Genomic DNA, 23146 nt, shown 5'->3' with positions numbered 1-23146 from the left:
CTCCATTACTTCGATTCGCTCATGACGAGCAGGGCCTCGACCTCCATTGCCTGAAGATCTGGGAATATCTCTCTGAGTTGTTTTCTGGATGTGCCGACGAAGTCGGAGACGTCTCGAAGAGCGGTGTAATCAAGGCCAGTAGCCCCGCCCATGCCGGTGCGCCACTGAGTAGACATGGCGTTGAAAAGCACGAAGGCCGGCCAGTTTTCAGCAAGTACTTCGCACTCCTCTTCCGGGATGTCAGCGAGGGACAAGCCGAACGCCGCCAGATCCGCCTCAGACGGACCAGGCTCGTACATCAGGCGGGCGACCTTCGTCAGTTTCCCAGTCGGGCCGCCGAGAAAGCCTTCTGGTAAGCATCGACAATCGCGTCACCGGCACCGGCCGAGGTTTCAACCAGGGCGCGGATAGACTCAGCACCGAGCTTGTCGTCGAAACCCCAGCCAGTGACCAATTGGGTGACCTGCTCGATCTGCCGCTCGACATGAGAGTCGGTGATCTCGATCAACGTGAGTTCGTCCCCCTTGGCCTTAAAGCGCTCCTGATCTTCCTTCGCGCTTTCCTGCCAGCCTGCGAACAGCACTGCTAGCTCCTTGCGATCTCGGTACTTGAACTCAAACGGCACTTTGATCGTGGTGCCGCCGACGCGCGGAATATCCACGTCGGCTTTGAACGTCGGGTTTTGAGCAATCTTGAACTTGGCCATGGCTTACACCACCGCCGCATAACGGGCTGGGCGACCAGTCAGCGCCACGCTGATAACGCGGGTCATCAGATTGTTGCGAGACATCGTCGGGGTCGAGGTGATCGACACGTAGCCGTTGTAGACGATGCTGCTGCCACCCGGGAGATTGAGCCGGAGCACGCGCGGCTGCTTGTCGTCATCAGCTGCTTCGCAGACATCGACATACGGTTTGGACGGATCGTCGGCGACCGTGATGGAAAGCGTGATCGGGTTCTTGGTGGTCGGCATCTGCCGATCATCATCGTCAGCCAGGAAACCGTATGTCAGGAACTGCTGATCACCGCCGGTAGAGTTCAGCTCGGTAATCTGCGAGATCTCAGTGAACGAGGTCACTTCCCGCGCCGAGCCAACGCCGGAGCCCGCCGGATATTGCTGAACGTTGACGGTGTTGACGCCGCCCAGCGCAAAGGTGCCGCTCGCGATATCGGCAACCCGAATGGCGCGGCCATCGAGGCGGGTCCAGCCGGAGTTGACTGCGATGATGTCGCCGTCGGCCAAGCCATGTGCTGCGGCAGTAGCAACCGCCGGGTTCGCGTTGCTCAGCGAGGTGAATGGGATTGCGGTGCCGTAGGCGGAAGCAATTTCGAACGTTGCGCCGTTGGGCATTTGAATGCCAGCCATTGGTGTTTCCTCTTTTCAGACATGAAAAAACCCGCTCATGGCGGGTTTCGGGTTTGCCCAATGGGCGAATTAAATTGTTGTGTCGGATCGGTATTGGAACGACACAGGCACGGTGAAGGTTGTGTCGTCGGATATGCCGGGGCCGGGGTCAACCGGCGTCATGGTCACCACCGTCAACGCGCCTTTGGTGTTTCGCTCGTACAGCGGGAAAAGCGCGGCGATCTGATCGGCCAGCGAGCCGGCCGCCCCGCGATATTTGCCGGAGGGCGTCACGATGCTGACCTGAAACACGCCGGTGTACAGCTTGTGGTCGCCGGCCAGCGTGTTGCTTGCCGTGTCGGCCGGCAGCGTGAACGCCTTCAGGAAAGTGGCGCCATCAGCAGGCGTGTAAGCCTCGTTCTCGACGACGACCTTCAGCGGTACCGGCAATGCTTTAGCCCAGTTGATCAGCCTGGCTTCGAATATCGAAGCGATGAGGTTATGGCTCATACCTGGTTGTTCCTGATGGCCTCCAGCACGATCTGCTGGAAGCGGGCCACGGTAACGCGGACCATCCCACTTGGCGCCTGAGTCGAATGCCCAAACTCCAGCGGAATCGCATACCCAAGGCTGTTGGTGATGTAGCAGGTATCGCCGGCTTTGAATTCGATTGCGCCGGAAACGATCCGCGCCGTTGATTTGGCTCCGGTGGGATCGACCTCTTCGGTCGTGGTGCTATCCGGCGAACCAATGTTTAACATCCAGTTGCCCCGGAACCGGCCGCCAACGTAGCCACTCGGCGCGCTGATATCCATGCCGTCGTGAAGCTTTCGCCCGGGCTTGAGCCGGCCGGCCTTCGTCAAATTGGCCGGATCATTCCGCAGTCCGCTGTTGTGATCGTCGACAGCCTTGTTGTACTGACTCGCGACGGCGTTCTGTGCCCAGATCTCGGGGTTGCCTACCGGTGACATGCGAATGAGGCTGTTGCCCACTTCGATGATGATCTCGCGCAGACTGGCGTCGATGGCTTCAGTGGCCTGGGCTGCGAACTCGGCGAGACTCAAAGCGAAACTGCCGGACTGACCGGCGCCGGCGCGAATCACGACCGCAACTGCAATTCGTAGAGAATCGGGGTGCCGGCCGGATTGATCTCTTTCAGCGGCGGGACGATTGACCATGTGCGACCTTGAACAATGACCTTATTCAGTAAGTCAGGCACCCACTCCAGCTCCTGGGCAGCGATCTTCAGCTTCTTGTCGCCCTGCTTGATGAGGCTGTTATTTTGAAATTCTTGGCCGGTGAAGTCGAGCAGGATGCCTTGGGCGGTTTGCTCTTTCGTACTGTCGGGCGGCGCGGTACCGGCATCCGGATCGTACTCGCCGACAGTGGTTGCCCGAATGATCACGGGCTGGCCGAACTCTGTGATCATCTCCAGAGCCATCAAGGCCATTTCGTCGTAGAAGGTGGCCATCAGCGCTCCAAATGTGAATAGCCCAGCGCGATGGCTGGGCTCTTTTTATACTTCGCTTTCGTCCCATAGCTGAGACAGCTTCTTTCTTCGGCGAAGCAACATCGCGTCAGCATAATGAGCCGCCTCATCTGCGAGGACAGCCCCATCGGCTGGTTCCCTCGAAGCGATAGCAGTGATTGCTGCAGCTGCATACAAATCCCACGCTTCAATTTCCTTTTCGGCAACGCTTTTTCTGTCAGCCATTTGGAGCTCCATTGAGTGAACCCCAACGCTACCACTATGCGCGAACTGCAAACAGGCCGCGGCGTTGCAAGTAGTCAGCAAACTGGGTTGCACTCGGCCGGTCTGGCGCCGCCGGCAACACCCGGCCGCTGGTGTTCGAGATCGTCGCGTACTCGCGCGTTACCGCGCCCTCGACACGCTCCAGCGTAATTGCGCCTTTGCGCTTCTCCACCGGATCGATATCGTCCTGATGGATCTCAGCAGCCAAGGCCATCTGTCCATACTGGATCCGCGCCGGTAGATAATTGTTAGGCTTGATCTCGCAATCCAGTTCGACGCCCCGACGCGGCCAGGACAGAGCCTGCTCGCTGTTGGTCTTGCGCCCTTTCCAAGTCATGCCATCCATCGCCAGGGCGGCCCGGCGCAGCAGCGCTTCCTGCTTAGCTGCGTCCGCAGGGATGGTCACGCCAAACTTACCGGCATACATGGCCAGGTCCTCGGCGCTCGCGTAGCTTTCGGCGTCAGACTTGCCTGTGCCGTCCTCGATGATGAGTTTCATGCGTCAACTCGCTGCAATGGTTTGTAGATTGGCCGCCGGGGGACCGACAGCCAGCAGTATTACTTCTTGAGCAACTCAGCGACGAGTTTTTCGAGGGATTCTTTCGAGGCGTTGGCACGGTACTGGATATTGGCTTCATCGAGCCTTGCCTTCAGCGCCGCGATTTCACCAGACTCATCAGCCGGCGGCGTGAGGGCGGACTTCTTCAGCTCTTCAACCTCGCCGCGAAGTGCGTCGACAATCAAGACTAGGCCGTCACGCTCAGAGGTCAGCTCAACAACCGAAGCATGGATGGTGCCCAGCACTTCAAACAAGCGTAACGCCAGTTCGCCCGACTCGGGACGATCAATCTCGCCATCTTCCAGGCCGTCAACAAGGATCTGGATCGATCCATGCTCAGCACGCAAAGCCGCGATCACCTTTTCCAGTTCAACCTGGTTGCCCGCACCAACAATCAGCACGCGCTTGGCTTCCTTCACCGATACGTCAATGCCGGCTGCTTCGTACGCATTGACCACGCTCGGCCAATCGCCAATCACCAGCACGCTGGTGACGCCGGCTTCGGGCTTATCGAAGTGTTCCGGATTGCGATAACGCTTCTCCGGGTCGAAGCCGTTCAGTTGGTTGCTGTAAGTCAGTTCCATGTGTTTCTCCAACGCGGCCATTGCTGACCGCGCGTTTAGACTTAGCCACCAGTGATAGGAGGCGTTGCGGTGAGCGTGATCATCACGCCAGCGGTGACCTTGTTGCTGCCCGCGTGCTTGACCCAGTTGGCAGCGGAGCCGACGGCAGCCAAGGTCGGGTTGGAACCGCCAGTGGTGGCTTTCCAGCTGTAACCCAGCACATCGATGTTCACCGTGCCTTCAGCGCGGTAGCCGATGCTCAGGTTTTCTTCGTCGTTCACTTCGTAGGAACGGAAGCCCGGGGCCTGGGATTCAGTGATGGTTACCGCGTTTGGCAGCAGGCCAAAAATCACGTCCGCCGGCGCGGTATCGGTCACCAACACCGGTTTGCCCAGGGTGCCCGGCAGGCCGCCGTAGATCACGACGCCAGCTTCCTCGTAGATCTTGTTGGTGATGGCTTCGTCGACGATGTCGAAGTAGGCGCTGGAGTGCATGACCCACAGAGCAATACGGCCGAACTTGTCGCCGAACTTGCGCATGCCGCGGGTCAGCGTCTTCTTACCGTCGGTTTCGATGTTGGCCGAGACCACCATGTCAGCGTTGGAACCGATGGCGGCACGCAGACCAGCAGTTGCGTACTGGATGAAGCCTTCCAGAGTCGCATCAGCAACATCGGCACCGACGATCTGGGAGAACTCCTCGACCGGACGACCGCGGCGCTTGAAAGCCTCTTCAGTGGTCTGGTACGGACCGTATTTCCATGGAGCCTTGACGCCGACAGCTTCGCCGGCGCTGATCTTCTTGGCAGTTACCTTGCCGTCGGAGTTGACGTCGCGGTGCTCTAGGGAGCCGTTCAGTTTGTAGAGAGCGCGTTTACGGAAGTCGCCTTCGATCAGCTCGTTGTCCAGCACCATCGCGCCGTTGGACGATGCGTTGAACACATCCAGGTTGTCCTGGACACGCTCCAGATATGCGGTTTGCGCCTCATCGTTGTAGATGATCAGGTCGCTGTTAACGGTTGTAGCCATGGGTGAATCCCCTTACTTGGGCAATGCGAGATATGCGGTTTGGCCGTGCTTGCGCTGAAAATCGCGCTTCTGCTCGGAGGTCATTTCGGAGCGCTTGAATGCAGCCTTGCCGCCACCCCCGCCCGGGGCAAATGTCCCTGAAGCCCTTGGCCACAGATGAGGTGCGCTTTCGCGCAGAGATTCCGCCCATTCGAGCGGAGTCAGAGGGGTCTTGCCGTCTTTACCGAGGATGACCTGGCCGGATTCATCAACGGCGACTGCATCGCCATCGTCGTTAAGGGTGAACACGCCTTTGGCGCGCAGGATGATGTCGTCAGTTGCTTCTGGCAGAGCGCCGGCTTTCAGTGCCGCACCGCGCACCGAGTCACCCAGAACCTTGCCCTGGAACTTGGCAGCGAAGGATTCAGCCTTTTCGGCGCGCTCGCTGATGGTCTTCAACTGCTTGTCGTAGTCACCACGCAGGCGTTCGGTGCGGCGGTTGAAGACTTCGTCCACCTTGCCCTCTGTCAGCAGCTTGGTTTCTTCGTCTTGGCCGGCCCGGCTCAGCAGACCTTTGACGGCGTCGATATCGATGCCTTCAAACTGGGTTTCAAACTGGGTGAGCTTGCCGGTGGTGTCCTTCAGCTTACCCAGCAACTCGGTATTCTTGGATTTCAACCCTGAAACAGATGCTTCAACGGCAGTCGCGATAGCGGCCTTGATAGCCGGGTTTTCTAGGTCGATTTCTTTTTCTTCTGCCACGTTGATGCACCCCTTGGGTATGTGTCGCCCACTTTGCAGGCATAAAAAAACCGCCGAAGCGGTGGGAATTTAAAAACTGGCCGTTAGGCTGTATGAGCTGCCCTAGAGAGCAGACCTCTTTAGCAACGGGAAAAAAGATGAGACGTGTATTTCGAATTAAGGCAAGCGACGCCGCTACTGAAAAAAAACGGGCCTCTGAGGTCATATACGCGGCATTCATCACGGGTTTTGTCGCAGCTGCCGGAGCGGGGCTCACGTGGTTTGCCAGCAACGAATCAACTAAGCAAGCCGTAGCTCAGAGCTGTATCCAAAGAATCGATATTCAAGAAATGAAAATTCGAGAAAAAACCGAAGCTTTCCTGGGAAACATTGCAGATCTCATAAGTCGAGGGTCTAACAAGAAGCTGTCATTCGACGATTCGAGACCCGACGCAGAAAAAGTCATTCGCTCGGGATTTGAGCTAATTGCATATGCACCACCTGAAATGGGGCACTCAGCGCTGAAGGTGACAATGGCAGTCCAAGAGATGCTGAATGTAGAAAGCAAATTAGATGTTGATCGGGTCGCACTGCAGAGCCAAAACGCAATGACCGAGTGGCCGAACCAATTCTTCAAGCTCATGGACGAATTCCGCGACCAGAAGGCCAAATGCCAAGAGTGATGCAACTTATAAAAGCGACGCTCTTTGGAATGCCAAGGGCTCCAGAATCTTCATCTGCGCCAGTGTCAGCGGAGCGAAGTTTCGATCGAGCTGCAGCTCCGCGAAGCGCTTAACGCTCAGCCCTCCCTCGCGAAACAGCTTCGCCCGCACCGGCCCGATTGCCACGTCCTGAAACGACGCCGGCTGCTGCTGAAGCCAGTGGTAATAGTCGAGGCTCGCACTGACCTGCCCTGCTCCATCTGCGCCCACCGAAGCCCGGGTAGCGCCCTTGGCGAACATCTCGCTGAGCTTGGTCAGGAGGACGAACGTGGTGCGGCAATTTGGGTGAAACGGCGGACGCGGCCCGGAATCAACCGGAAACCGGCGTTTATCCATCGACCGACATTGCTGACTGGTCTTGCTGTCCAGCGTGGCAACCATCTCGACTTCGGACACGATGTCCGTATTAGCCTTGGCCACCTCCATGCGCGCCTGAGACGACACATGCTGTATCGCGGTGTGTACGACAGTGCTGGCATTGCGGCTGGTGGTGGCGAGAACTCCGTCCTTGTAGCCGGCCAGCTTCGTGCCGCGGATGTTGCGGATGATCTGGAAGTTCGTTTGCCCTTCGAAGAAGCCCTGCCTGATCGTACCAGTGACGCGCTCGCGCTCGGTACTGGTCCAGCCCTTGATGAACGACTTCAACAGCTTGCCGCCGCCGGTACCGCGTACGCTGAGAGGGTTGGTCAGTACCGCGGTGCGGATAGCGGCCGCTGTGGGGGCCACGACATCAAGCGAGACACCGACCGGCGCAGACCGGGACAGGCTCGACGCCTCAAACTCAGCCTCATAGTTGGCGATGTCGATCAGGTCGAGGTTCAGTTGCGCGCTGTAGCGGTCGAAGATGCCCAGCAGCAAGCTATCAACCTCCTTCAGCAGCGCCTCCAACCGCTTCACGTTGTACTCGGTCAGATCCGACTGGGTGAGTCTGGCGCGAATCGAGCGATCGATCTCTTTCAGGAAGGGTGCAAACTTTCCAACCTCCCCGGCCTTCAGTTTTTCGAGGAAGACCGCGTGCCGAATCGTGGCGTCAAGAATTGCTTGGTTTGCCGCCATCTACTTTATCCTCGTCGTCCAGACCTAAGCCGTCGCCCTGCTCTGCCAGCTCACCATCGATCTGCTGGTCTGTACGCTCAGGCGCGATCAGGCCCAACTTACGCAGGTACGCCCGAAGATCCGCTTTGGCGAATCCACCGTTCTGCCATAGGCCGACCAGTGCGGTGGTCATTTGCGGATCAGCCGTCAGCTCCACGAATTCCTGATTGATCTGATAAGCGACCTTAGCGTCGTCGACGCCCATGTAGGTGCAGCACCACATGATCGCCCGGGTGTAGGCCTCGCTAACGTTGGCCACACAGCCGGCGAGCACTGAAGTCGATGCAGACTGATCGCCGCGCGACTCGGTCGCGGTCTTAGTAGCGAGCGAAGCTACGACCATCCGTGCACCCAGCTCAATCATCATCTGGTTCTTGTCGGCCATGGCCTCTTTGACCAGCGTGTTCGGCAGTGGCTGGGCATAACCGAAGGCGCCACCTGTTGGCAGCATCATCGGGGCACGTGAGCCGACGTAAACGCCGTTCTTCTCCATCCAGTCGCGCCACTGTTCATCCAGACCGGAAATCCATGGCTGGGCCTGGCCACACCAGAAGACGCTATCTTCGTAGTCGGCACTGTTCCGGTAATGGCCTAAGTTGATCATGGCGATATCGTAGAGCGGCGACTCGTCAATGCTCGGATCGTTGTTCTGTGCGCCGACGAAGGTGAACGGGATCTCCTTAAGGCGTCCGGCGGCGCCGGTGGGTTTGAATTCCTGAACAACGGCCAGCGGCCCGCCACCTTTCGGCCCTGAACGGCGCCAAACACGACAGACAAATCCGTCATCCTCAAGGGCCAATTCCCGGTACTGCTCGATCACCTTGAAGCCGAAGCCGTCTTCGATTTCCGGCGATTCACGCAGCACCACAAGGGTAAGTACGCAGTGACCGTTCACCATGCCTGTGCGCCAGTTGATGATGTCTTCGGCGCAGTACGACAGGATCACCGAGTGCCCACCGGCGCCGGCGTCTTGGTGATAGTCGACGTACAGACCATGCCGCCCAGCCTCAAGCACCTTTTCCAGCGTGCCTTGCGAGTGCTGGTAGATGCTCACACCGAAGCCGTTGGCATCGTCCTGCAGATACTCCAGCTTCTTCGCAACGACCAGCGTCGGATCTTTGTGAAAGGCCAAACCGAGCAATCCGTTTCGCGTGTGACCAGTGGCGTTCTTGAACACCGCCCGTTCGCGATAGGCCTTGTTTCGATCTACGTTTTCTGGCGACTTGTCGTGAGCGTTGATGTAAGGCAGTCGGTCGACAACTCGGTGCTGGCCGGCGCAAACGTCGCGAACGGTTGACCAGCGATCCAATACTTCGATGTAGTCCGCCCGCTTGAAGGAAACGTCGTTGCTCATCGGGCGTATCCCATTTTGATAGCGGTGACCGGTTTGATAATCGGGTACTCGCGGTGAATGAAGTAACCGCCGCCGTCGTTGGCGTGGTCGTTTCCTTGGCTCTTGTCCGGCTCGCCGTTGGGCGCCCAGATCTGCTGTTCTAGGCCGTCGGCGTAGGTCAGACATGTAAACGAGTTGACCAGGTAACGCCGCTCGCCCTGCGCATTGCAGAACATAGCGTTCATGGCGTTGATCCGATCCTTCACCGGCGGGTTGGCCGCAGGCGCGATGACCGTGAAACCCGCCTGCTTGAGCATGGCGATATCGGTGAGGCTGGCATTTACCGACTTGCGCGAATCGCCAGAGGCGTCCGGGTAGATCCGGATCTCGCAGGTTTTCTTGTAGTCGTTACCGGTGTGTGCCCAGTAACGCTCTTTGATGCGACGGATCATGTCCGGCGTGTCATAGCCATCCATCAACTCGTCCACAGCGCGCGGCAGGCCCTGATCACGTTTGACGTGCGTAATCGCCGCCATCTTGCCGACGTTGAAGTCCATGCCGATGAACAACGGCTCACCGGGCTGGACCGTGTCGAAGCACTGGTTCAGCTTGCGGTCGTAGGCGTGGTAGATCGATCCGGATGTCAGGTTGACGAACTGGCCATTTAGGTACGCGCGGATCAGTTGTTCGGGATAGGACTCCATCAACGACGCGATGTAGTCGTCAGGCAGGTTCAGCTCGTTGTCGAAGGTGCTGGCTTGGATCAGGCCATACATCTCCTTCAACGCGGGCTTGTCGCGCAACTGCTTCACGAACTGGAGAAAGACGAACTTGAAACCTTCCGGCGTCGTAGTCACGTCCACGCCGTTTTTCAGCCCGGGCAGGTTGTAACGCATTCGGGCAATGATCTTGCGCCAAGCCTGCTGCGCCTTAATCGACGTCAACACGTCCAGCTCATCCACCAGCGCGTGACCGATCTTGAAGCCGACGATTGTCTGCGGCTTTTCCATCGACCGGCAGATCACAGTGCCGCGATACTGCCGGCCGCTGTAAATGTGAACCTCATGATTCGCCTGGTTGATCTTGGTCTTCAGCCCCCAGTCGTAGGCCACCTCCTCCATCGTGGGATAGAAGATGTCGCGGATCTGCGGGTAAGTCGGTGCGAAGTAACCCGCGTTGACGCCGGGCCACTCCATGAAATGCTTGCTGAGCGCTGAGCATCCGACCCAGGTCTTTCCCGAACCGAACCCAGCAACGAATGCGCGAAACTTGTGGGGCAAGAGGAGGAACTGCGACTGCGGAACGTTAAGGCTCGGCATTCGTCTTCCTCGCATCCACTACGTCGACCTGGATGCGCGTCGGGATCGCCGGCTCATCGTCTGGCTCGTCCTTCCGGTTGCGATTGACATAAACGTCTCCGACTTCCTTGGCCGCCTGCTCTAGGATCTGCATGGCGAGGCCGATGTTCTTCATCGTCTCGGCCCGTTCCACGAATCGGTTCATGGCCCGGAGTCGGAACGCTCTGTTGGCGATCGGGATCTCGGCCGTCTCTTCGCGGAAGCGCTTGCGGGTATCTTCAAACACCGCCTTCCACTTCACGCCAAGCTCACGGCCAGCGTGTTTCGTTGGGTCGTACTGCTCGCACTGCTGGCGAGACACCTCGACGCCGAATGTTTCCTTGACCGCCTGCACTACCTGAGTCGGCGTATCAAAGCAGGCCAACGCCTGCACAATGAAGCGCTTCACCTCATCTTTCAGGGCTGCCATATGGGTTTATTCCGTCAAGGTCCTGTCAAGGATCAGGCCGACTTGAGCAGACAGGTTCCGCAGGCCCTCGATATGTTCAACTTCGGCGTCATTTCAGATGTGCGCCCATGTTCTTCTTGCTGCCACATCCCTAACGGTCGCCATCGACACGCCGAATTGATCAGCCAATTCAGCCTGAACTGATTTCGTCAGCGACCTGGTCGCGCGAATGACGCGAACGTTATCTTCAGTCAGCTTGGAGTAGCCGTTGCGCTCACCTTCAGCTGCGTTGGCGCCATGATCATATCCGTGCTTACGATTACCTGAGGCACTGACCCACTCCAGATTGAGCAGGTCGTTGTTGGATCGAGATGCATCAATATGATTTACCTCGGTGGCGCCTACCGGCTTTGGCAGGAAGGCTTCAGCAACCAGGCGGTGGACACGCACAGATTTTCGCTTTCCGGAATCGGTTAGGTTCACCGACGGATACCCAGAGACCAGGAACTGCGAAAGAATTGCTCCAGCCACTCCGCTGTTTCGAGTCGTGAGCCTCTTGATTCGTCCGCGATCACTGACCGCGTAGTTGGGCCAGTCCAGAATCTGTTTCCATTGCTCTTCCACCTATGCAACCCCTCTGATGCAAGTACCACAGGACCGGGCAATCGAAGCCTTTGAGACCTCGGGGGACCCGTTCGCCACCTCAACCATTTGCTGGACGTCTTTTGATGCGCCGTACCGCCTGACTACGCCAACAAATTCCTCGACATCATGCCCGCGGATACAAAGTTTTGGCGCACCCTCTTTTGTAAACTTTGGAGCCCCGTACTGATCAAGCTCTTGAGCTATATGAAATAACTCATGCTCCACCAGTGCGCAGAAGTCAGCGTCAGAACAGTCAGCGCAGTAGTCGGCAGCCAAGGTGATGATGAAAGCCGGCACATCGCCGAACCAATCACGCATCTGTTGTTCCATCCGAGCTTTCTGCCAACCACCTGCGCGGAACGCTACCTGCTCGGTTTGGCCAAGAACTGTCCGACCCTGCTTCTCAAAGCTCGACGATGCCCACATGATTCGGATGTCTGCATCGAGAAGGTGGGCATGATCTTCGTTGTGGATGGTGCCGGTATCGGCGAGGATCTCGGTCTGGAGCCACTTCCATACCTCAGGAGCTGGTGTCACACGTGAACCAAAGTCGCCCATATCAGACAGCTCAAGTAGTGATAATGGTGGCATAGGCCGATTCATCCGTTACGCCTCCAATCAGAATGGTTGGTCTATGGTTAAGCGTCTTATCAAATGAGGAATATGAATGATCGAGCGAATCACTGAGGGCTTGGTGATACAGGCTGCCCGGGAATGGTCGGCACGAAAGAACAAAAGCGAAGCGACCGCCGTAGCCAACGTAAGTGAAACAATCGCCGCGCTTAAGGCGCAGCTCAAGACAGAGGAATACGACGACGCATTGGCAAAGCTTTATCGCGAGTACGAGGAGTCGTAGCGCGCTCAGTCCACAATGATGTGGGTCTGTGCGTGGGAGTGGGCATGCCCGTGCAACACTGCGACGATCAACCCCTGAGGTAGTCCAGCAGCCTTAGTAGCGCCCACGGCCTTGGTTATCCCGCTATCCAGCTCGGTCAGGACATCGTTGATGTCTTGGCTCAGCGGCAGCGCGTAGCGCAGGCAGTTTTCGTTAGTCAAGCTCAGTCCGGTGTCGCGACACTCTTTGCTGATTCGCGAAATGTGTCGCGGATTATTCAGGCTTGCGGCTCGGCAACTTGAAGTCAGTCACCCGATCCGCGATGTTGCGGATCTTCTCCACGCCCAAGAAGCCAACCCAGCCGCCGGCGAAAGTCGCCATGCTCTGGGGCAACCCGAAGAAATCTAGGCCGCTGATGATGGTCAGTGTTAGGCCTCCGCATATGGCGCCCTCCACCAGCATCTGGCGACGTGTGCCGCCACCGTAAGTGATCCGCAAGACGGCCATTGCGCAGGACAGCGCAGCCGCATAGAGGATCGGCGAATGCTGGCTCAACCACGCAAGCGCTATCGCCCATGTGTCTGGTTTGTCTGGCATGTTGGACATCTCGGTTCCTCCCTGTCAGGGAGCTAGGGATACGACAGGCCTTGACCTGCAGATTTGATTCAGCCCCATCAGCACTCCCAGCTCGGAGCAATGGGTGTGGTGGAGCCAAAAACGAAAAGACCTCCATCAATGTCGAGGCCATGAATAGGTGCGCAATCGAAGCGCGCGAGGTTTAATCACGGCGAATTTTTAGCGTTCTACGGACAAATAAATGAAGAAATCGAAAATCTTCGCCTTACTGCTCTCGGCCTTCTCCCTTCCTTTGCATGCGAGCGAAGTTGAACAGAAATTACGGTTACACAGAATCCGGGAAACCTGCAAAACATGGGAGTTACATCACGTCCTGGCTCAACAGCGCCATTGTGTATTCGCGCCACTGAATCGAGGGCACGCGATAAAATTCGCCGCACTTATTTGACAGGCCACAATAAGTATCTAGAGTTCGTCTGTGAAGAACTGGAAGGAATCCAGTCTACCCGAGCTAGAACCAGGAGCTGCATGATGTACAAGATCACGGATGAGCCGCAGTTGAACCGCGAAAAAGCCTACCAGAACAATCCCGCCTACTCGTATATCGACTTTCGCCAGACAGCCTCCGCGGCTATCTGCAAGTTGACGCCCATCTTCTATTGCGTGCGCCACTAGCGACGTACTGCATTCGCTCGTCCCGAATAAAAATCAGACGTTAAAAAACTTGGTGTGCCATTACCCCAACAAGCTATCCGGGGTGGTGCATCTCGCTCTACAGAACTGCCACTCGAATCTCTGGCGTGTTTGTGTAGTTGAAAAGCAAAAGGTCCCTGCACTTATGAAACATGTTCTTGTGATTCGTTATTCGCAAAGCGGTCAGTTGAGCGAAGTGGTCGAAAGCCTGATCTCGCCTCTACGTTCGACACAGGAGGTTAAGGTACATGAAGTGGTGCTCAAGCCCCGGGTTGCCTATCCGTTTCCTTGGCCGGTGGGCAAGTTTTTCGACGTGTTTCCCGAGACCGTGCAGCTCAGCCCGCCGGCCATCGAACCGGTGTATACGAATCACACTCAGCCCTTCGACTTGGTGATCCTAGCGTATCAGGTCTGGTATCTGTCGCCATCACCGCTGATCACCGCGTTTCTCAAGAGCGCGGAAGGCAAGCGTCTGCTGGCCGGGCGCCCGGTGGTCACGGTGATCGCCTGCCGCAACATGTGGCTGATGGCCCAGGAGGCGGTCAAGCGTCTGCTGGATGAGGCCGGCGCGCAGTTGCGCGACAACGTGGTGCTAACCGACCGGGCCAATACCTTCGCCACCCTTATTACCACGCCGCGCTGGATGTTCACCGGCAACCGCGAGTCATTTCTCGGCCTGCCCAAGGCCGGGATTAGCGCCCAGGATGTCCAGGGCGCCGCACGTTTCGGACGGGCATTGAATGCCGCCCTGTATGCCAATAAAGAGAAAGCCGAAGGGCCGATGCTGGCTGGACTGGGGGCGGCAACCGTCAATCCCGGGCTGATACTCAGCGAGCGTGCGGCCTATAAAGGCTTCAAGTTCTGGTCGGGAATAATTTGCCGTTTCGGCAAGTATGGACAATGGCTACGGCGAATCTTGCTGTGCTTATTCATCGTTTATCTATTGTTGGTCATCATGACCGTCCTGCCTATTTCACTGGTGTTACGCCGTTTGCTTCATCCCTTTATCCGGACGCGCCTCAATGAGTTGCAGCGTTATTACGAACAGCCGTCCGGCTCGCAACTAAATTTTGAATCTAAAGAGTGAAATAATCATGAGCAAATCGTTTGTCTATATTACGAAAACATCCACTTACATGCCGGGAGAGGCGGTCGATAACGATACGATGGAGAGCATTCTCGGGTATGTGGGCGGGCGACCTTCACGGTCTCGGCAAGTGGTGTTGCGTAATAACGGAATCAAGCAACGCTATTATGTGCTGGATCCGGAGACTGGTGTTCCCCGTTTCACTAACGCGCAAATAACCGCCGAGGCGATCAAGGGCCTGGTGGGCGACGGTTTTACCCTGGACTCCATGGAATGCCTGTCCACCGGCACCACCTTGCCGGACCAACTGATGCCCAACCATGGCGTGATGGTGCATGGCGAACTGGGCAACAAACCTTGTGAGGTGGTGTCCACCGCCGGCATCTGCCTGGCTGGCCTCACCGCGCTGAAATATGCCTACCTGTCGGTGCTTGCGGGAGCCAGCCGCAAGGCAGTGGCCACAGCTTCGGAGGTGGTTTCGCCGGTGCTGCATGCGCGCAATTTCGATGCGGAAAACGAGGCGCTGGTGGCGCAGATGGCGGCCCGCCCGGAAATCGCCTTCGATAAAGACTTCCTGCGCTGGATGCTATCCGACGGGGCCGGGGCCTTCCTGCTCGAGAACCAACCACGGGCCGGCAGCCTGTCGCTACGTATCGACTGGATAGACATCTTTTCCTACGCCAACGAATTGCCGACCTGCATGTACGCGGGCGCGGAAAAGGCCGAGGACGACAGCTTGACCGGCTGGATGCGGCTGCCCTCTGAGGAAAGGGGGTCGCGCTCGATTTTCGCAATCAAGCAGGACGTGCGGCTGCTGAACGAGAACGTGGTGAAGTACACCCTCGGCAAGCCGCTCAAGGAGGTGATGATCAAGTACAACCTGTCGCCCGAGGCCATCGACTGGTTCCTGCCGCACATGTCATCGGAATACTTCCGCAAACCGATTGTCGAGTGCATGGAAAACACCGAATTGGCGATTCCCCAAGAGCGCTGGTTCACCAACCTTTCCCAGCGTGGCAACACCGGCTCGGCGTCGATCTACATCATGATCCACGAGCTGCTTGAGTCCGGACGCCTGCACAAAGGGCAGCGCGTGCTGTGTTTCGTCCCGGAAAGCGGGCGCTTCTCCGGTGGTTTCATGCATCTGACGGCGGTCTGATACGCATGGCTCAAGAGCCCAGTGGTCGGCGCGGGCCGACCACTGTTTCGTGGTACGCATCCAACCGCAAGGGAATGAACATGGAAACGTTCGAACAACATGTGAAAAAAGTGGTGGCGACCGAACTGGGCGTCAACCAAGCAGACTTCACAAATTATGCCCACGCCTCACAATGCCCAATCCGCCGACTACCGAGTGCTCATCGAAGCGTGGGCGGCCAACGCCGTGCCGCCGGCGCCCACAGGGCGCAATCATTGCGGTCGCCCTCTCTTTTACTCCGCGCATAAAAAAGCCCGAACTTGTCGGGGCTTTTTGCTTTCTGGTGGGCATAAAAAACCGGCTTCAGAACCGGCTTTTTCAAGTAAGTTGCCGTAGGCAAAATACTAACTGTGGAGAAATCATGCCCTCAGCCGTGCGGGAAGTCAAGCGGCCTCTTTCATTTTATAAATCACCCCACCAACTGGACTCAATGCGCGTGCGTCGATGTCGTAACAGGCATCGAAGCAATGCTGCACGAATGGCTCCCAATCACGGCCCCAAGCTGCGGACGGCAGCTCGACGTCGTACTCCCCTTTCATCCAGGCTCGGAACAACTCGGGCTTTATAAGCGGATCGGCATTGGCCGATTGTCCGCCTTGGTGCATGTAGCGGTAACGACGAAACACGCCCTTGGCAACGTACTCGGCCCGCTCCCGCTTGCCGGCAGTCATGCGTACTGCTCGCGAACATGCAAGATTGAAAACCGCTGCTTCGGCCTCCTCCCGATCATCATCTGTCGGCTCAGCCGCATACATGGCATTGCCGAAAGCCCGCAGTTGAAAGTGAAGCCGTGCAATAGCCGACTGAATATGACCGGCTAGCGTTGCGTGCATCGCGGGATTCGCTGTGGGGCCTCGCTCAGTGTTCTGCACTACTACCCCCAGTTCGGCAGCGTCGGAAGTCTGGCCCGGGGCCGGGTTGTAGTTGCAGTCGTGCCAAGCCTGGCGCGCTGAATTGATTTTCATGCTGCGTGCCCCTTTTTCAGTTCTCTGGTCTTTGCCCGGCAGTCAGCCTTGATGGCCTTGATCTCTTCTACGGTGTGCTTGCAGGCCTGGTGCGGTCCCTCCAGCCAATCGACTTTTTCCGGGCCGATCAGCTGCAGGAGCGAAAGCCGGTAATTCACCAAGTTGCCGGACAGGTGCGTGTTGCAGGGCGCGCACTGCTTCCACACGTTGAGCGCCTCAAAACGAAGTTCTGGGTTCGCTCCTACAGAGCGGTAGTGCCCGGCGTGATATTGGCCTTCGTGGTGACGACCGCAGCTCACGCATGGGCGATCGGCATCACGCAGGCGGATCCACTCGTTGAACGCGGCCTGGGCTTCGCGCATGTGCTCCGCCCTGCTCTTCAGCTTCTCTTTGCGGACTTTGATCTCGCGGCGCTCGCACTGGTCGATCGCCTTGCGAGCTTTTTCGTGATGACGGGGGGCATCAATTGCCGCACAAGCCGGGCTGCAAACTGCCTGCCCCATCCGCGAGGGGACGAATGAGACCCTGCAGGTAGCGACACGGCATTTCTTCGGCTTGGGCTGCTTCCGTTCAATCGTCATGCAACCTCCTGGCTCAGAAGATCATCGAAGTACACGCCCTGCTGACCGAAGCGCGCGACGATACGGTCCGTGTACGCCACACCCTGAGCGCGATTGAACAGACTGGTAACCGGAAAGCCGTCCGGACCGAACAGCTTGCAGCCCCCCATCATTTCCAGCTTTGTCGCGTACGGCAGATGTCGCATTACGCGGTACCACTCAACCTGAAACCCGGCGTCCTCGTTCAGCAGGATCTGCACGCCGATGTGCAGCTTGCAGTATCGACGCGCGTCGGCCTCGTCGCCGATCTGGGTCATTTCGGAGATACGCTTGTACATTGCGAACCAGAGACGGTTCTGGTCGAGCGTACGGTCTTTACCCGGCCGCAGTGACACCACGACGAACTTCTTGTCGCGGAACATCCCGCTGAGCTTGGTGATCGCCTCGGAGAGTCTTGCCGCGCTGTTGACGCTGATCTTGTCGGTCATGTCAGAAACCCTCCTTGCCGCGCTGTGACTCCCAGGTGAATGGAAGGACAATCACGCCGCCCTCACGCAACCGGTCTGCTGAACGCTCGCCCATGGCCGCCGGCAACTCCTTCACGCCAAGGTTCGAGATGACGATCGTAGGAAGCATCTTCTCGTATCGACCGTTGATGATCGCGAACAGCCGGCTCAACTCGAACTCACTCGGGGTTTCCTTGCTCGCCCCTACTTCGTCCAGCACCAGAAGCGTGGGTTTGATCAGTGCGTCTAGGATGCTGCCTTCCGTCTGGCCGGATGAACCGTCAAAGGTGGCGCGGATGGCGTGCAGGATTGCCCCGAGAGTGCGGTAAGCAGCGGTATGCGTGCTGGTGGCCATGACGGCCTGGGCAATTGCGATGCCGAGGTGGGTTTTACCGGCGCCGGGGTTGCCCACCAGGATCACGCAGCGCCCCGCTTCGAGATTCGGCTCGAACTCTTCGACGTACTGCCGGCATTTGGCGAGAACCTTCTTCTGGGCACCGGTCGAAGCCGTATAGCTGTCGAAGTTGCGATCCTTGAAGCGTTTCGGGATCAGGGCGTCTCCAAGCTTCCAAGCCAGCTCATGGCGCTGACGCTCGACTTCCTGAACTCTGTCCGCCTCGGCGCGCAGTCGCTTGCACTCAGGGCATGGCGTGCGGAACGTGTGACCCATGATTTGGGTTTCGGTCACCTGGTATTCACCATGGTCTTCGCACACTGCCACGGAGGTGGCTTGCGGAGTCGCCATGTTCGCCAGTCGAACAACGTTCTCAGAAACCAAAGCTGCCATCCTCACGGGCGATCAGCCCGTCGGTGTAGTCGCGGTCGGTGAAGCCGTGGTGAATCGACTGGCCACCGCTGGGTGGCTGGCGGGCATCGCGAATCCGGTTGATCACCCAAGACGCCTTGAAGCCCTGCCAGCCAGCAGAGAGCGCTTCGGTGATCGCGGTTGCTGCGGTGATCCCAGATTCTGCGCACTTGCCCAACTCGGCGTTCACAGTCGCCCAGACGGTGGCGGTCACTGCTGCGCGCTTGGCCTTGCGCTGGGCCAGCCAGTCACCAAGCAGTTGCTCAGGGATCTGGTGCGGGTTGTCGGCCAGCATCTGTGCCATTCCGAACGGAGTCTTGCGGTCAGCCTTCGCCGGGCCGGTCTGAGCTTGGGGCGGATTAATCTCTTCCGAAGGAAGAGTTAATAGGGGTTCTTTCTTTGTATAGAGAAGGCAAGTTGCAGATTTGGTCTCACTCAAATCAGTTCTCAGTGAGACGATTTGAGCTGAGTGAGACGTTTTGGTCTCAGTGAGACGGTCTGTTTTTTCTTCGTAGAAAAGCCATTCAGAGGCTGGAGAAATACCGATATCACCTCGGCTTCCTCCAACGCGGTAAATGATCCGACGTTCGAGCAAGTGGCTGATTGATTTCGAAGTGACGTCGCGACGCATGTTGGTGAGCTTGCCGATCTCGTCAGCGGTGAGGCGCTTGGTCTCGACCTGGTAACCGATGGTCTGACGGGCTATGGCCATCAAGACGCGCAGATCGCGCGCCGGAAGGTCTACAGTGGCCAACGACTCCATTAGGGTGTTGTCCATTCGGGTGAACCCCCTGGACTTGTCAATGTGAATGATGTTTGTCATATTGGCTCCGTCAGTTACATCGAATCAGCCGGGCCGCAATCCCGGCTTTTTTGTGCCCGTCGTTTGGGCTCTACTACCACTTCCGAAACGCTTGAATCGTCCCGCTCATGGCCTTAGGCCTGGTCCTACGCGTGAGCTCCTGCTGAATCCCAAGCTTTGCCAGCTCAGCCGAGGTCATCCCCCGCTTTGCGGCCTCAGCCTCCAGCAATCGCAGCTCATCCGGATCAAGCAACTCATCAAGCTCCATGCCTTTCTGTTCTTCTGGCATATGCCCTCCGGTCCCTATCGAGTCCCTGCTGGGTCCCTACGGTTTCGCTTCAGGCAGCTCGGTCGTCGCGAATAGAATTGCCAACAAGACCAAGCAGCCATGACTTCAAGACCTCTCGGGCGAGCACCGCTTTTTTTGTGCCGTGAATTTGTGCCGCGCAGGTCAAAAGGTCTTCGAACTCTTCATCGAGCAAGACCTTGATCTGGTTGACGTGCTTATGGTTTTTCCGTGGTTCGTCTGCCATTGGTGAGGCTCCTTGGGTATTCAAATTTTCAGGCCGCCGCTGCCAGCTCTGGCCAGATGACGCTCCAGTCATCCGGGCGCAGAAGCTTCCTGGTCATGAGTCCAGAGGTCTCGCGCTCGAGAGATGCAGCAATGGCGGCGGATGCTTGCTTGTTGCCGTAGGCAATCTGTTTCAGGTAGCCCCGCGTGGTTCCGGTTCGTTCAACCACCTCGTCAGAGGCGGTTTTGAGCCAGTCCAGGAGCTGGAGGTGTTTTGTACGCATCACGATTCTCCTCGTTGATGCGACAATTTTTACCCATAGGTACGTAATAAAGCAATACCCGCAGGCCATTTACCTATGAGTAACTAGGAAGGCATATTTCCAACATGGATAAATTCGAAATCAGAAAGGCAAATCTGCAGACGCTCATTGATCGCGTCTACGGTGAGGGTGTGTGGGGTGCAAAGGCGAAATTTGCTAAACGCCTTGAAAAACAGCCCGACTATCTCTCGCGCCTGCTATACCCGAAAGGGAAGCCTGGAGCCAAAAACGTAGGTGAGGACTTGGCCCGGGAGATCGAAAGAGAATTCGATCTCCCTCAATACAGCATGGACATGCCTGGCCTGAGGTTTGACCAAGGCCCGGAAGAAGATTTTCTTATGGCCGAGGTGGTTGTTCGACCACGCTACCTCGACCAGAACTACGAAAAGGCGGCGCCTGGCCTTCGACGGATCGCGGATGAGATTGCAAACCGCATACTCCAGATGCCGGAAGACCGGGCGCTTAAACTGAAGCAGGCTATAGAACTGCTGGTGCCCGCTGATGACGTCAAAAATTGACTACCCACCGCTTTTGGGTCATGGGGTTCATCCCTTTACCCCGCTCCAGCTACGTCAGCTAACCGTAGAAGCATTCCCAGATTCCAGGCGACGGCCTTCGTTACTCAAGAATCTTTTTGCCTACCTCGACCGACTGTCGGCGACTGGCCTTGTATTTGAGGTCTTGATTGGTGGCTCATTCGTCTGTCGAAAGCCAAGCCCCAATGACGTCGACCTGATCATCGTGTACGACGCCGATTCAGTCAGGAGACTGTCTCCAAAGGAAAAATCCCTGGTAGCCCCTCTCCTGCATCCCAAATATGTCTTCAACGAGTACCAGCTGGATGTCCGAGGGGTCAGGTCGAGTGATGACGACGGTATTACCTATTGGTTGAATAAATTCGGTACACAGCGAGACGACACCACCCCGCAGGGCCTGGTATCAGTGAGGCTAAAACCATGAAAGAGCAAGTAAACACAATCGACTGGCTTGAGCGCCAGCTTGCTCAGGTAAAGACCTTTATCGAGCGGGACACTGCTCTTCTGAAAGAAGACCCAGATGACTTCGCTGTTGAGTTGTCTTTGAATTCTTGGAAGTTCGAGCGTGAATCACTTGAGGACGAGTTGCGACTTGCGAGAAAAGATCTTGTACCTAACTCGCTTGAGATTTTTTTTGCTAAAGATGATGGCTTATCGCTATCGAGAAAAGAAATAGATGATGCATTCCAAATATTGATTGACGACCTAATCAAAGCAATTTCTCTCGCGCATTTATTTAGGTCAACTGGGAGAGGGCCTAATGAGGACCTAAGCAAATCTCATGATAAGTATTTGTCACTCTCTTACAAGAGAAAAGAAAACGAATACGGTAAATTCATATTGTTTGAAAAAACAAAAAGTAAATCTTCTGTAGATATTCAGTTTGAGAGCGCAATATTAGGAATACTCAATACCCTAAATGCAGACACATACCATAAGCTATTTGAAAATTTTTTAGCCATCGGATTGGATTGTACAATCCAATTGCGAGACATGCTTGCAGCGCTTGACCGGCGAGGCATTAGGCCTAGGTTTGCATGGGCATCTCACGATCATGCTTTGTTCTGGCATGGAGATGTAAAGCACTCGATAAAATCATTCGAGCGACTTTCGTTAGCGGAGTATATTAAAACAAGACGCGTATTTCTTACTGGCGAGTTTATTAGCGAGGATGAAAGCGGAGTATTCATCAAAGCTCAAAACAATGAACCAGTAAAAATAATTTGCTCAGAAATTCAGCGTGAATCGATGCCAAAACCTAAAAGAGACAAAATTATATCCATCGAAGTTATGGAATATGATTTATATATAAACGATGATCATGAAAGACTGATTGCATTTCACGCAGCCACATAAATTGCAGCCCGGAGAAATCCGGGCTTTGCTTAACAAGACATGAATGGAGGCAAAATGTCGGAATCGTCAAATACAAGAAATCTTGACCAGCTTGTTCCTCAGACTCTCTCTATAACGCCTGAACAACTGCAGGAATATGTAGAAAAAAAGAAATGCCTAAAGACTTGCGAAGCTTGCGGATCAGATAAGTGGGATGGTTCTGCAATAGATGGGAAGCCAGGCCTATTCACTATCGCCAGCGCACGAGACACGAGCTACGCGTCCTGGATGTTCCAGTTCAACTGCCAGAACTGTGGCAACACCAGGTTCATTGGGGCTGGCTACGTCTGGAGCTACTTCTTTGATCGTAAAGGGCTGCTCTCATGAACAGCAACGTATTCCCTTTTCCAAATCCAGAGATCAGTGACAAGCATCACGATGGCGACCATACTGAGCACCACGGTAATGGTAGCAACGGCGGAGGTGGTGACATGGAGGCCCGAGTAGCAAAGCTGGAAACCCATGTGGAATACATCCGCAGAGATGTTGATGCCCTGGTGAAGGGCGTAGGTGAACACCGCAAAGAAACTGCCGCCGACTTCCGAATTTTGTTTGGAGCGCTGATCACCACAGCCCTCGGTCTCGCGGCAATTATTGCCAAAGGATTCCACTGGTTCTGATGACATAATGCCTTTCTAAAGCCCGGCCCAGCGCCGGGCTTTTTGTTTCAGCCCTCCCCTATCTGACCCAAAGCCCGCCACTGAGCGGGCTTTTTTGCGCCTCGCAGAAATTATTTTACCTTTGGGTATTTACACAAATATTTACCCCGAGGTATCTTTGATCCATCGCAGCGACACACAGCCACTGCGAAGGGCCTCAAGAGACCCGCCGCTCTTTCACAATTT

At 56.4% G+C, this 23146-nt stretch carries 36 protein-coding genes; 9 read left to right on the top strand and 27 right to left on the bottom strand.

Going from position 1 to position 23146, the window contains the following annotated elements:
• Nucleotides 1–5: 5 nt before the first annotated feature.
• The 11 genes from ACIQVE_RS09310 to ACIQVE_RS09260 all read right to left on the bottom strand — a co-directional run bounded on the left by ACIQVE_RS09310 (nt 6) and on the right by ACIQVE_RS09260 (nt 5989).
• Nucleotides 6–299, bottom strand: a complete 294-nt coding sequence (locus ACIQVE_RS09310; RefSeq protein WP_402807074.1) for a DUF1799 domain-containing protein — start codon at nt 297–299, stop codon at nt 6–8.
• 17 nt (nt 300–316) lie between these two features.
• A complete protein-coding gene (locus ACIQVE_RS09305) occupies nt 317–706 on the bottom strand; it encodes a phage tail assembly chaperone (protein ID WP_402807071.1) in 390 nt (129 codons plus the stop codon).
• 3 nt (nt 707–709) lie between these two features.
• Complete coding sequence (locus ACIQVE_RS09300; RefSeq protein WP_402807068.1) at nt 710–1366, bottom strand: phage tail protein; 657 nt, start codon at nt 1364–1366, stop codon at nt 710–712.
• A 69-nt stretch (nt 1367–1435) separates the two neighbouring features.
• Nucleotides 1436–1855 (bottom strand): phage tail terminator-like protein, encoded by a 420-nt coding sequence (locus ACIQVE_RS09295; protein WP_402807065.1) that lies wholly within the window; start codon nt 1853–1855, stop codon nt 1436–1438.
• A complete protein-coding gene (locus ACIQVE_RS09290; protein ID WP_402807156.1) occupies nt 1852–2448 on the bottom strand; it encodes a hypothetical protein in 597 nt (198 codons plus the stop codon). The genes ACIQVE_RS09295 and ACIQVE_RS09290 overlap by 4 nt, the downstream gene beginning before the upstream one ends.
• Nucleotides 2445–2816, bottom strand: a complete 372-nt coding sequence (locus ACIQVE_RS09285; protein ID WP_402807063.1) for a hypothetical protein — start codon at nt 2814–2816, stop codon at nt 2445–2447. The genes ACIQVE_RS09290 and ACIQVE_RS09285 overlap by 4 nt, the downstream gene beginning before the upstream one ends.
• 45 nt (nt 2817–2861) lie before the next feature.
• On the bottom strand, nt 2862–3059 hold the full coding sequence (locus ACIQVE_RS09280; RefSeq protein ID WP_402807060.1) for a hypothetical protein: 198 nt from the start codon (nt 3057–3059) through the stop codon (nt 2862–2864).
• 34 nt (nt 3060–3093) lie between these two features.
• Entirely contained in the window at nt 3094–3597 is a 504-nt protein-coding gene (locus ACIQVE_RS09275; protein WP_402807058.1) for a DnaT-like ssDNA-binding protein, read from the bottom strand.
• 59 nt (nt 3598–3656) lie between these two features.
• A complete protein-coding gene (locus tag ACIQVE_RS09270; RefSeq protein WP_402807055.1) occupies nt 3657–4241 on the bottom strand; it encodes a hypothetical protein in 585 nt (194 codons plus the stop codon).
• Nucleotides 4242–4282: 41 nt separating this feature from the next.
• Nucleotides 4283–5248 (bottom strand): major capsid protein, encoded by a 966-nt coding sequence (locus tag ACIQVE_RS09265; RefSeq protein ID WP_099547967.1) that lies wholly within the window; start codon nt 5246–5248, stop codon nt 4283–4285.
• Nucleotides 5249–5260: 12 nt separating this feature from the next.
• Nucleotides 5261–5989, bottom strand: coding sequence for a hypothetical protein (locus tag ACIQVE_RS09260; protein ID WP_402807052.1), 729 nt, complete (start codon nt 5987–5989; stop codon nt 5261–5263).
• Nucleotides 5990–6126: 137 nt separating this feature from the next.
• On the opposite strand from ACIQVE_RS09260, the gene ACIQVE_RS09255 reads away from it, so the two are divergent.
• On the top strand, nt 6127–6651 hold the full coding sequence (locus ACIQVE_RS09255) for a hypothetical protein (protein WP_402807049.1): 525 nt from the start codon (nt 6127–6129) through the stop codon (nt 6649–6651).
• 6 nt (nt 6652–6657) lie between these two features.
• On the opposite strand, the gene ACIQVE_RS09250 is transcribed toward ACIQVE_RS09255, so the two are convergent.
• The 6 genes from ACIQVE_RS09250 to ACIQVE_RS09225 all read right to left on the bottom strand — a co-directional run bounded on the left by ACIQVE_RS09250 (nt 6658) and on the right by ACIQVE_RS09225 (nt 12112).
• On the bottom strand, nt 6658–7746 hold the full coding sequence (locus ACIQVE_RS09250) for a minor capsid protein (RefSeq protein ID WP_402807046.1): 1089 nt from the start codon (nt 7744–7746) through the stop codon (nt 6658–6660).
• The gene (locus ACIQVE_RS09245) at nt 7721–9139 is read right to left on the bottom strand and encodes a DUF4055 domain-containing protein (RefSeq protein WP_402807043.1); all 1419 of its coding nucleotides are present in this window, start codon (nt 9137–9139) and stop codon (nt 7721–7723) included. Before ACIQVE_RS09245 ends, ACIQVE_RS09250 begins: the two co-directional genes overlap by 26 nt.
• Nucleotides 9136–10437, bottom strand: coding sequence for a terminase large subunit domain-containing protein (locus ACIQVE_RS09240; RefSeq protein ID WP_402807041.1), 1302 nt, complete (start codon nt 10435–10437; stop codon nt 9136–9138). The genes ACIQVE_RS09245 and ACIQVE_RS09240 overlap by 4 nt, the downstream gene beginning before the upstream one ends.
• Nucleotides 10424–10885, bottom strand: a complete 462-nt coding sequence (locus tag ACIQVE_RS09235) for a DUF2280 domain-containing protein (protein ID WP_402807038.1) — start codon at nt 10883–10885, stop codon at nt 10424–10426. Before ACIQVE_RS09235 ends, ACIQVE_RS09240 begins: the two co-directional genes overlap by 14 nt.
• A 93-nt stretch (nt 10886–10978) precedes the next feature.
• Complete coding sequence (locus ACIQVE_RS09230) at nt 10979–11488, bottom strand: NUMOD4 domain-containing protein (protein ID WP_402807037.1); 510 nt, start codon at nt 11486–11488, stop codon at nt 10979–10981.
• Entirely contained in the window at nt 11489–12112 is a 624-nt protein-coding gene (locus ACIQVE_RS09225; RefSeq protein WP_402807034.1) for a putative metallopeptidase, read from the bottom strand.
• Nucleotides 12113–12176: 64 nt separating this feature from the next.
• On the opposite strand from ACIQVE_RS09225, the gene ACIQVE_RS09220 reads away from it, so the two are divergent.
• On the top strand, nt 12177–12365 hold the full coding sequence (locus ACIQVE_RS09220; RefSeq protein ID WP_402807031.1) for a hypothetical protein: 189 nt from the start codon (nt 12177–12179) through the stop codon (nt 12363–12365).
• 5 nt (nt 12366–12370) lie between these two features.
• On the opposite strand, the gene ACIQVE_RS09215 is transcribed toward ACIQVE_RS09220, so the two are convergent.
• Both ACIQVE_RS09215 and ACIQVE_RS09210 read right to left on the bottom strand, forming a co-directional pair.
• On the bottom strand, nt 12371–12565 hold the full coding sequence (locus tag ACIQVE_RS09215; RefSeq protein ID WP_402807029.1) for a hypothetical protein: 195 nt from the start codon (nt 12563–12565) through the stop codon (nt 12371–12373).
• Nucleotides 12566–12617: 52 nt separating this feature from the next.
• Entirely contained in the window at nt 12618–12950 is a 333-nt protein-coding gene (locus ACIQVE_RS09210; protein ID WP_402807026.1) for a phage holin, lambda family, read from the bottom strand.
• A gap of 501 nt (nt 12951–13451) precedes the next feature.
• Here ACIQVE_RS09210 and ACIQVE_RS09205 point away from each other — a divergent pair.
• The 3 genes from ACIQVE_RS09205 to darB all read left to right on the top strand — a co-directional run bounded on the left by ACIQVE_RS09205 (nt 13452) and on the right by darB (nt 15859).
• Nucleotides 13452–13595, top strand: a complete 144-nt coding sequence (locus ACIQVE_RS09205) for a hypothetical protein (RefSeq protein WP_402807023.1) — start codon at nt 13452–13454, stop codon at nt 13593–13595.
• Nucleotides 13596–13758: 163 nt separating this feature from the next.
• Nucleotides 13759–14700 carry a 2-hexyl, 5-propylresorcinol biosynthesis aromatase DarA gene (gene darA, locus ACIQVE_RS09200; protein WP_402807020.1) on the top strand — a complete coding sequence of 314 codons (942 nt, stop codon included), beginning with the start codon at nt 13759–13761 and terminating at the stop codon, nt 14698–14700.
• Between the two features lie 7 nt (nt 14701–14707).
• Nucleotides 14708–15859: a beta-ketoacyl synthase DarB gene (darB, locus tag ACIQVE_RS09195; RefSeq protein WP_402807017.1), complete on the top strand. Its 1152-nt coding sequence runs from the start codon at nt 14708–14710 to the stop codon at nt 15857–15859.
• 422 nt (nt 15860–16281) lie between these two features.
• Here the strand turns inward: darB and ACIQVE_RS09190 are convergent, their stop codons facing one another.
• The 8 genes from ACIQVE_RS09190 to ACIQVE_RS09155 all read right to left on the bottom strand — a co-directional run bounded on the left by ACIQVE_RS09190 (nt 16282) and on the right by ACIQVE_RS09155 (nt 20331).
• The gene (locus tag ACIQVE_RS09190; protein WP_402807015.1) at nt 16282–16863 is read right to left on the bottom strand and encodes a hypothetical protein; all 582 of its coding nucleotides are present in this window, start codon (nt 16861–16863) and stop codon (nt 16282–16284) included.
• Nucleotides 16860–17444, bottom strand: coding sequence for a recombination protein NinG (locus ACIQVE_RS09185; protein WP_402807012.1), 585 nt, complete (start codon nt 17442–17444; stop codon nt 16860–16862). The genes ACIQVE_RS09190 and ACIQVE_RS09185 overlap by 4 nt, the downstream gene beginning before the upstream one ends.
• Complete coding sequence (locus ACIQVE_RS09180) at nt 17441–17911, bottom strand: hypothetical protein (RefSeq protein ID WP_402807009.1); 471 nt, start codon at nt 17909–17911, stop codon at nt 17441–17443. Before ACIQVE_RS09180 ends, ACIQVE_RS09185 begins: the two co-directional genes overlap by 4 nt.
• A 1-nt stretch (nt 17912) precedes the next feature.
• Entirely contained in the window at nt 17913–18707 is a 795-nt protein-coding gene (locus tag ACIQVE_RS09175; RefSeq protein WP_402807007.1) for an ATP-binding protein, read from the bottom strand.
• Entirely contained in the window at nt 18697–19557 is an 861-nt protein-coding gene (locus ACIQVE_RS09170) for a replication protein (protein ID WP_402807004.1), read from the bottom strand. The genes ACIQVE_RS09175 and ACIQVE_RS09170 overlap by 11 nt, the downstream gene beginning before the upstream one ends.
• Before the next feature lie 73 nt (nt 19558–19630).
• Entirely contained in the window at nt 19631–19825 is a 195-nt protein-coding gene (locus ACIQVE_RS09165; protein ID WP_402807001.1) for a hypothetical protein, read from the bottom strand.
• Between the two features lie 49 nt (nt 19826–19874).
• The gene (locus tag ACIQVE_RS09160) at nt 19875–20069 is read right to left on the bottom strand and encodes a hypothetical protein (protein WP_105706777.1); all 195 of its coding nucleotides are present in this window, start codon (nt 20067–20069) and stop codon (nt 19875–19877) included.
• A gap of 28 nt (nt 20070–20097) precedes the next feature.
• On the bottom strand, nt 20098–20331 hold the full coding sequence (locus ACIQVE_RS09155; RefSeq protein ID WP_105706779.1) for a YdaS family helix-turn-helix protein: 234 nt from the start codon (nt 20329–20331) through the stop codon (nt 20098–20100).
• Nucleotides 20332–20435: 104 nt separating this feature from the next.
• On the opposite strand from ACIQVE_RS09155, the gene ACIQVE_RS09150 reads away from it, so the two are divergent.
• The 4 genes from ACIQVE_RS09150 to ACIQVE_RS09135 all read left to right on the top strand — a co-directional run bounded on the left by ACIQVE_RS09150 (nt 20436) and on the right by ACIQVE_RS09135 (nt 22921).
• Complete coding sequence (locus tag ACIQVE_RS09150; protein ID WP_402806997.1) at nt 20436–20888, top strand: hypothetical protein; 453 nt, start codon at nt 20436–20438, stop codon at nt 20886–20888.
• Entirely contained in the window at nt 20872–21330 is a 459-nt protein-coding gene (locus ACIQVE_RS09145; RefSeq protein ID WP_402806994.1) for a DUF6932 family protein, read from the top strand. Before ACIQVE_RS09150 ends, ACIQVE_RS09145 begins: the two co-directional genes overlap by 17 nt.
• Nucleotides 21327–22262, top strand: a complete 936-nt coding sequence (locus ACIQVE_RS09140) for a hypothetical protein (RefSeq protein ID WP_402806992.1) — start codon at nt 21327–21329, stop codon at nt 22260–22262. Before ACIQVE_RS09145 ends, ACIQVE_RS09140 begins: the two co-directional genes overlap by 4 nt.
• Nucleotides 22263–22624: 362 nt before the next feature.
• On the top strand, nt 22625–22921 hold the full coding sequence (locus ACIQVE_RS09135) for a hypothetical protein (RefSeq protein WP_402806989.1): 297 nt from the start codon (nt 22625–22627) through the stop codon (nt 22919–22921).
• Nucleotides 22922–23146 lie beyond the last annotated feature (225 nt).

Origin of the sequence: Pseudomonas sp. NPDC098747, assembly GCF_044760045.1 — a bacterium.
Taxonomy (GTDB): domain Bacteria; phylum Pseudomonadota; class Gammaproteobacteria; order Pseudomonadales; family Pseudomonadaceae; genus Aquipseudomonas.
Note: the sequence above shows the minus strand (reverse complement) of the source record. Positions and strands in the feature narration are given on the sequence as shown.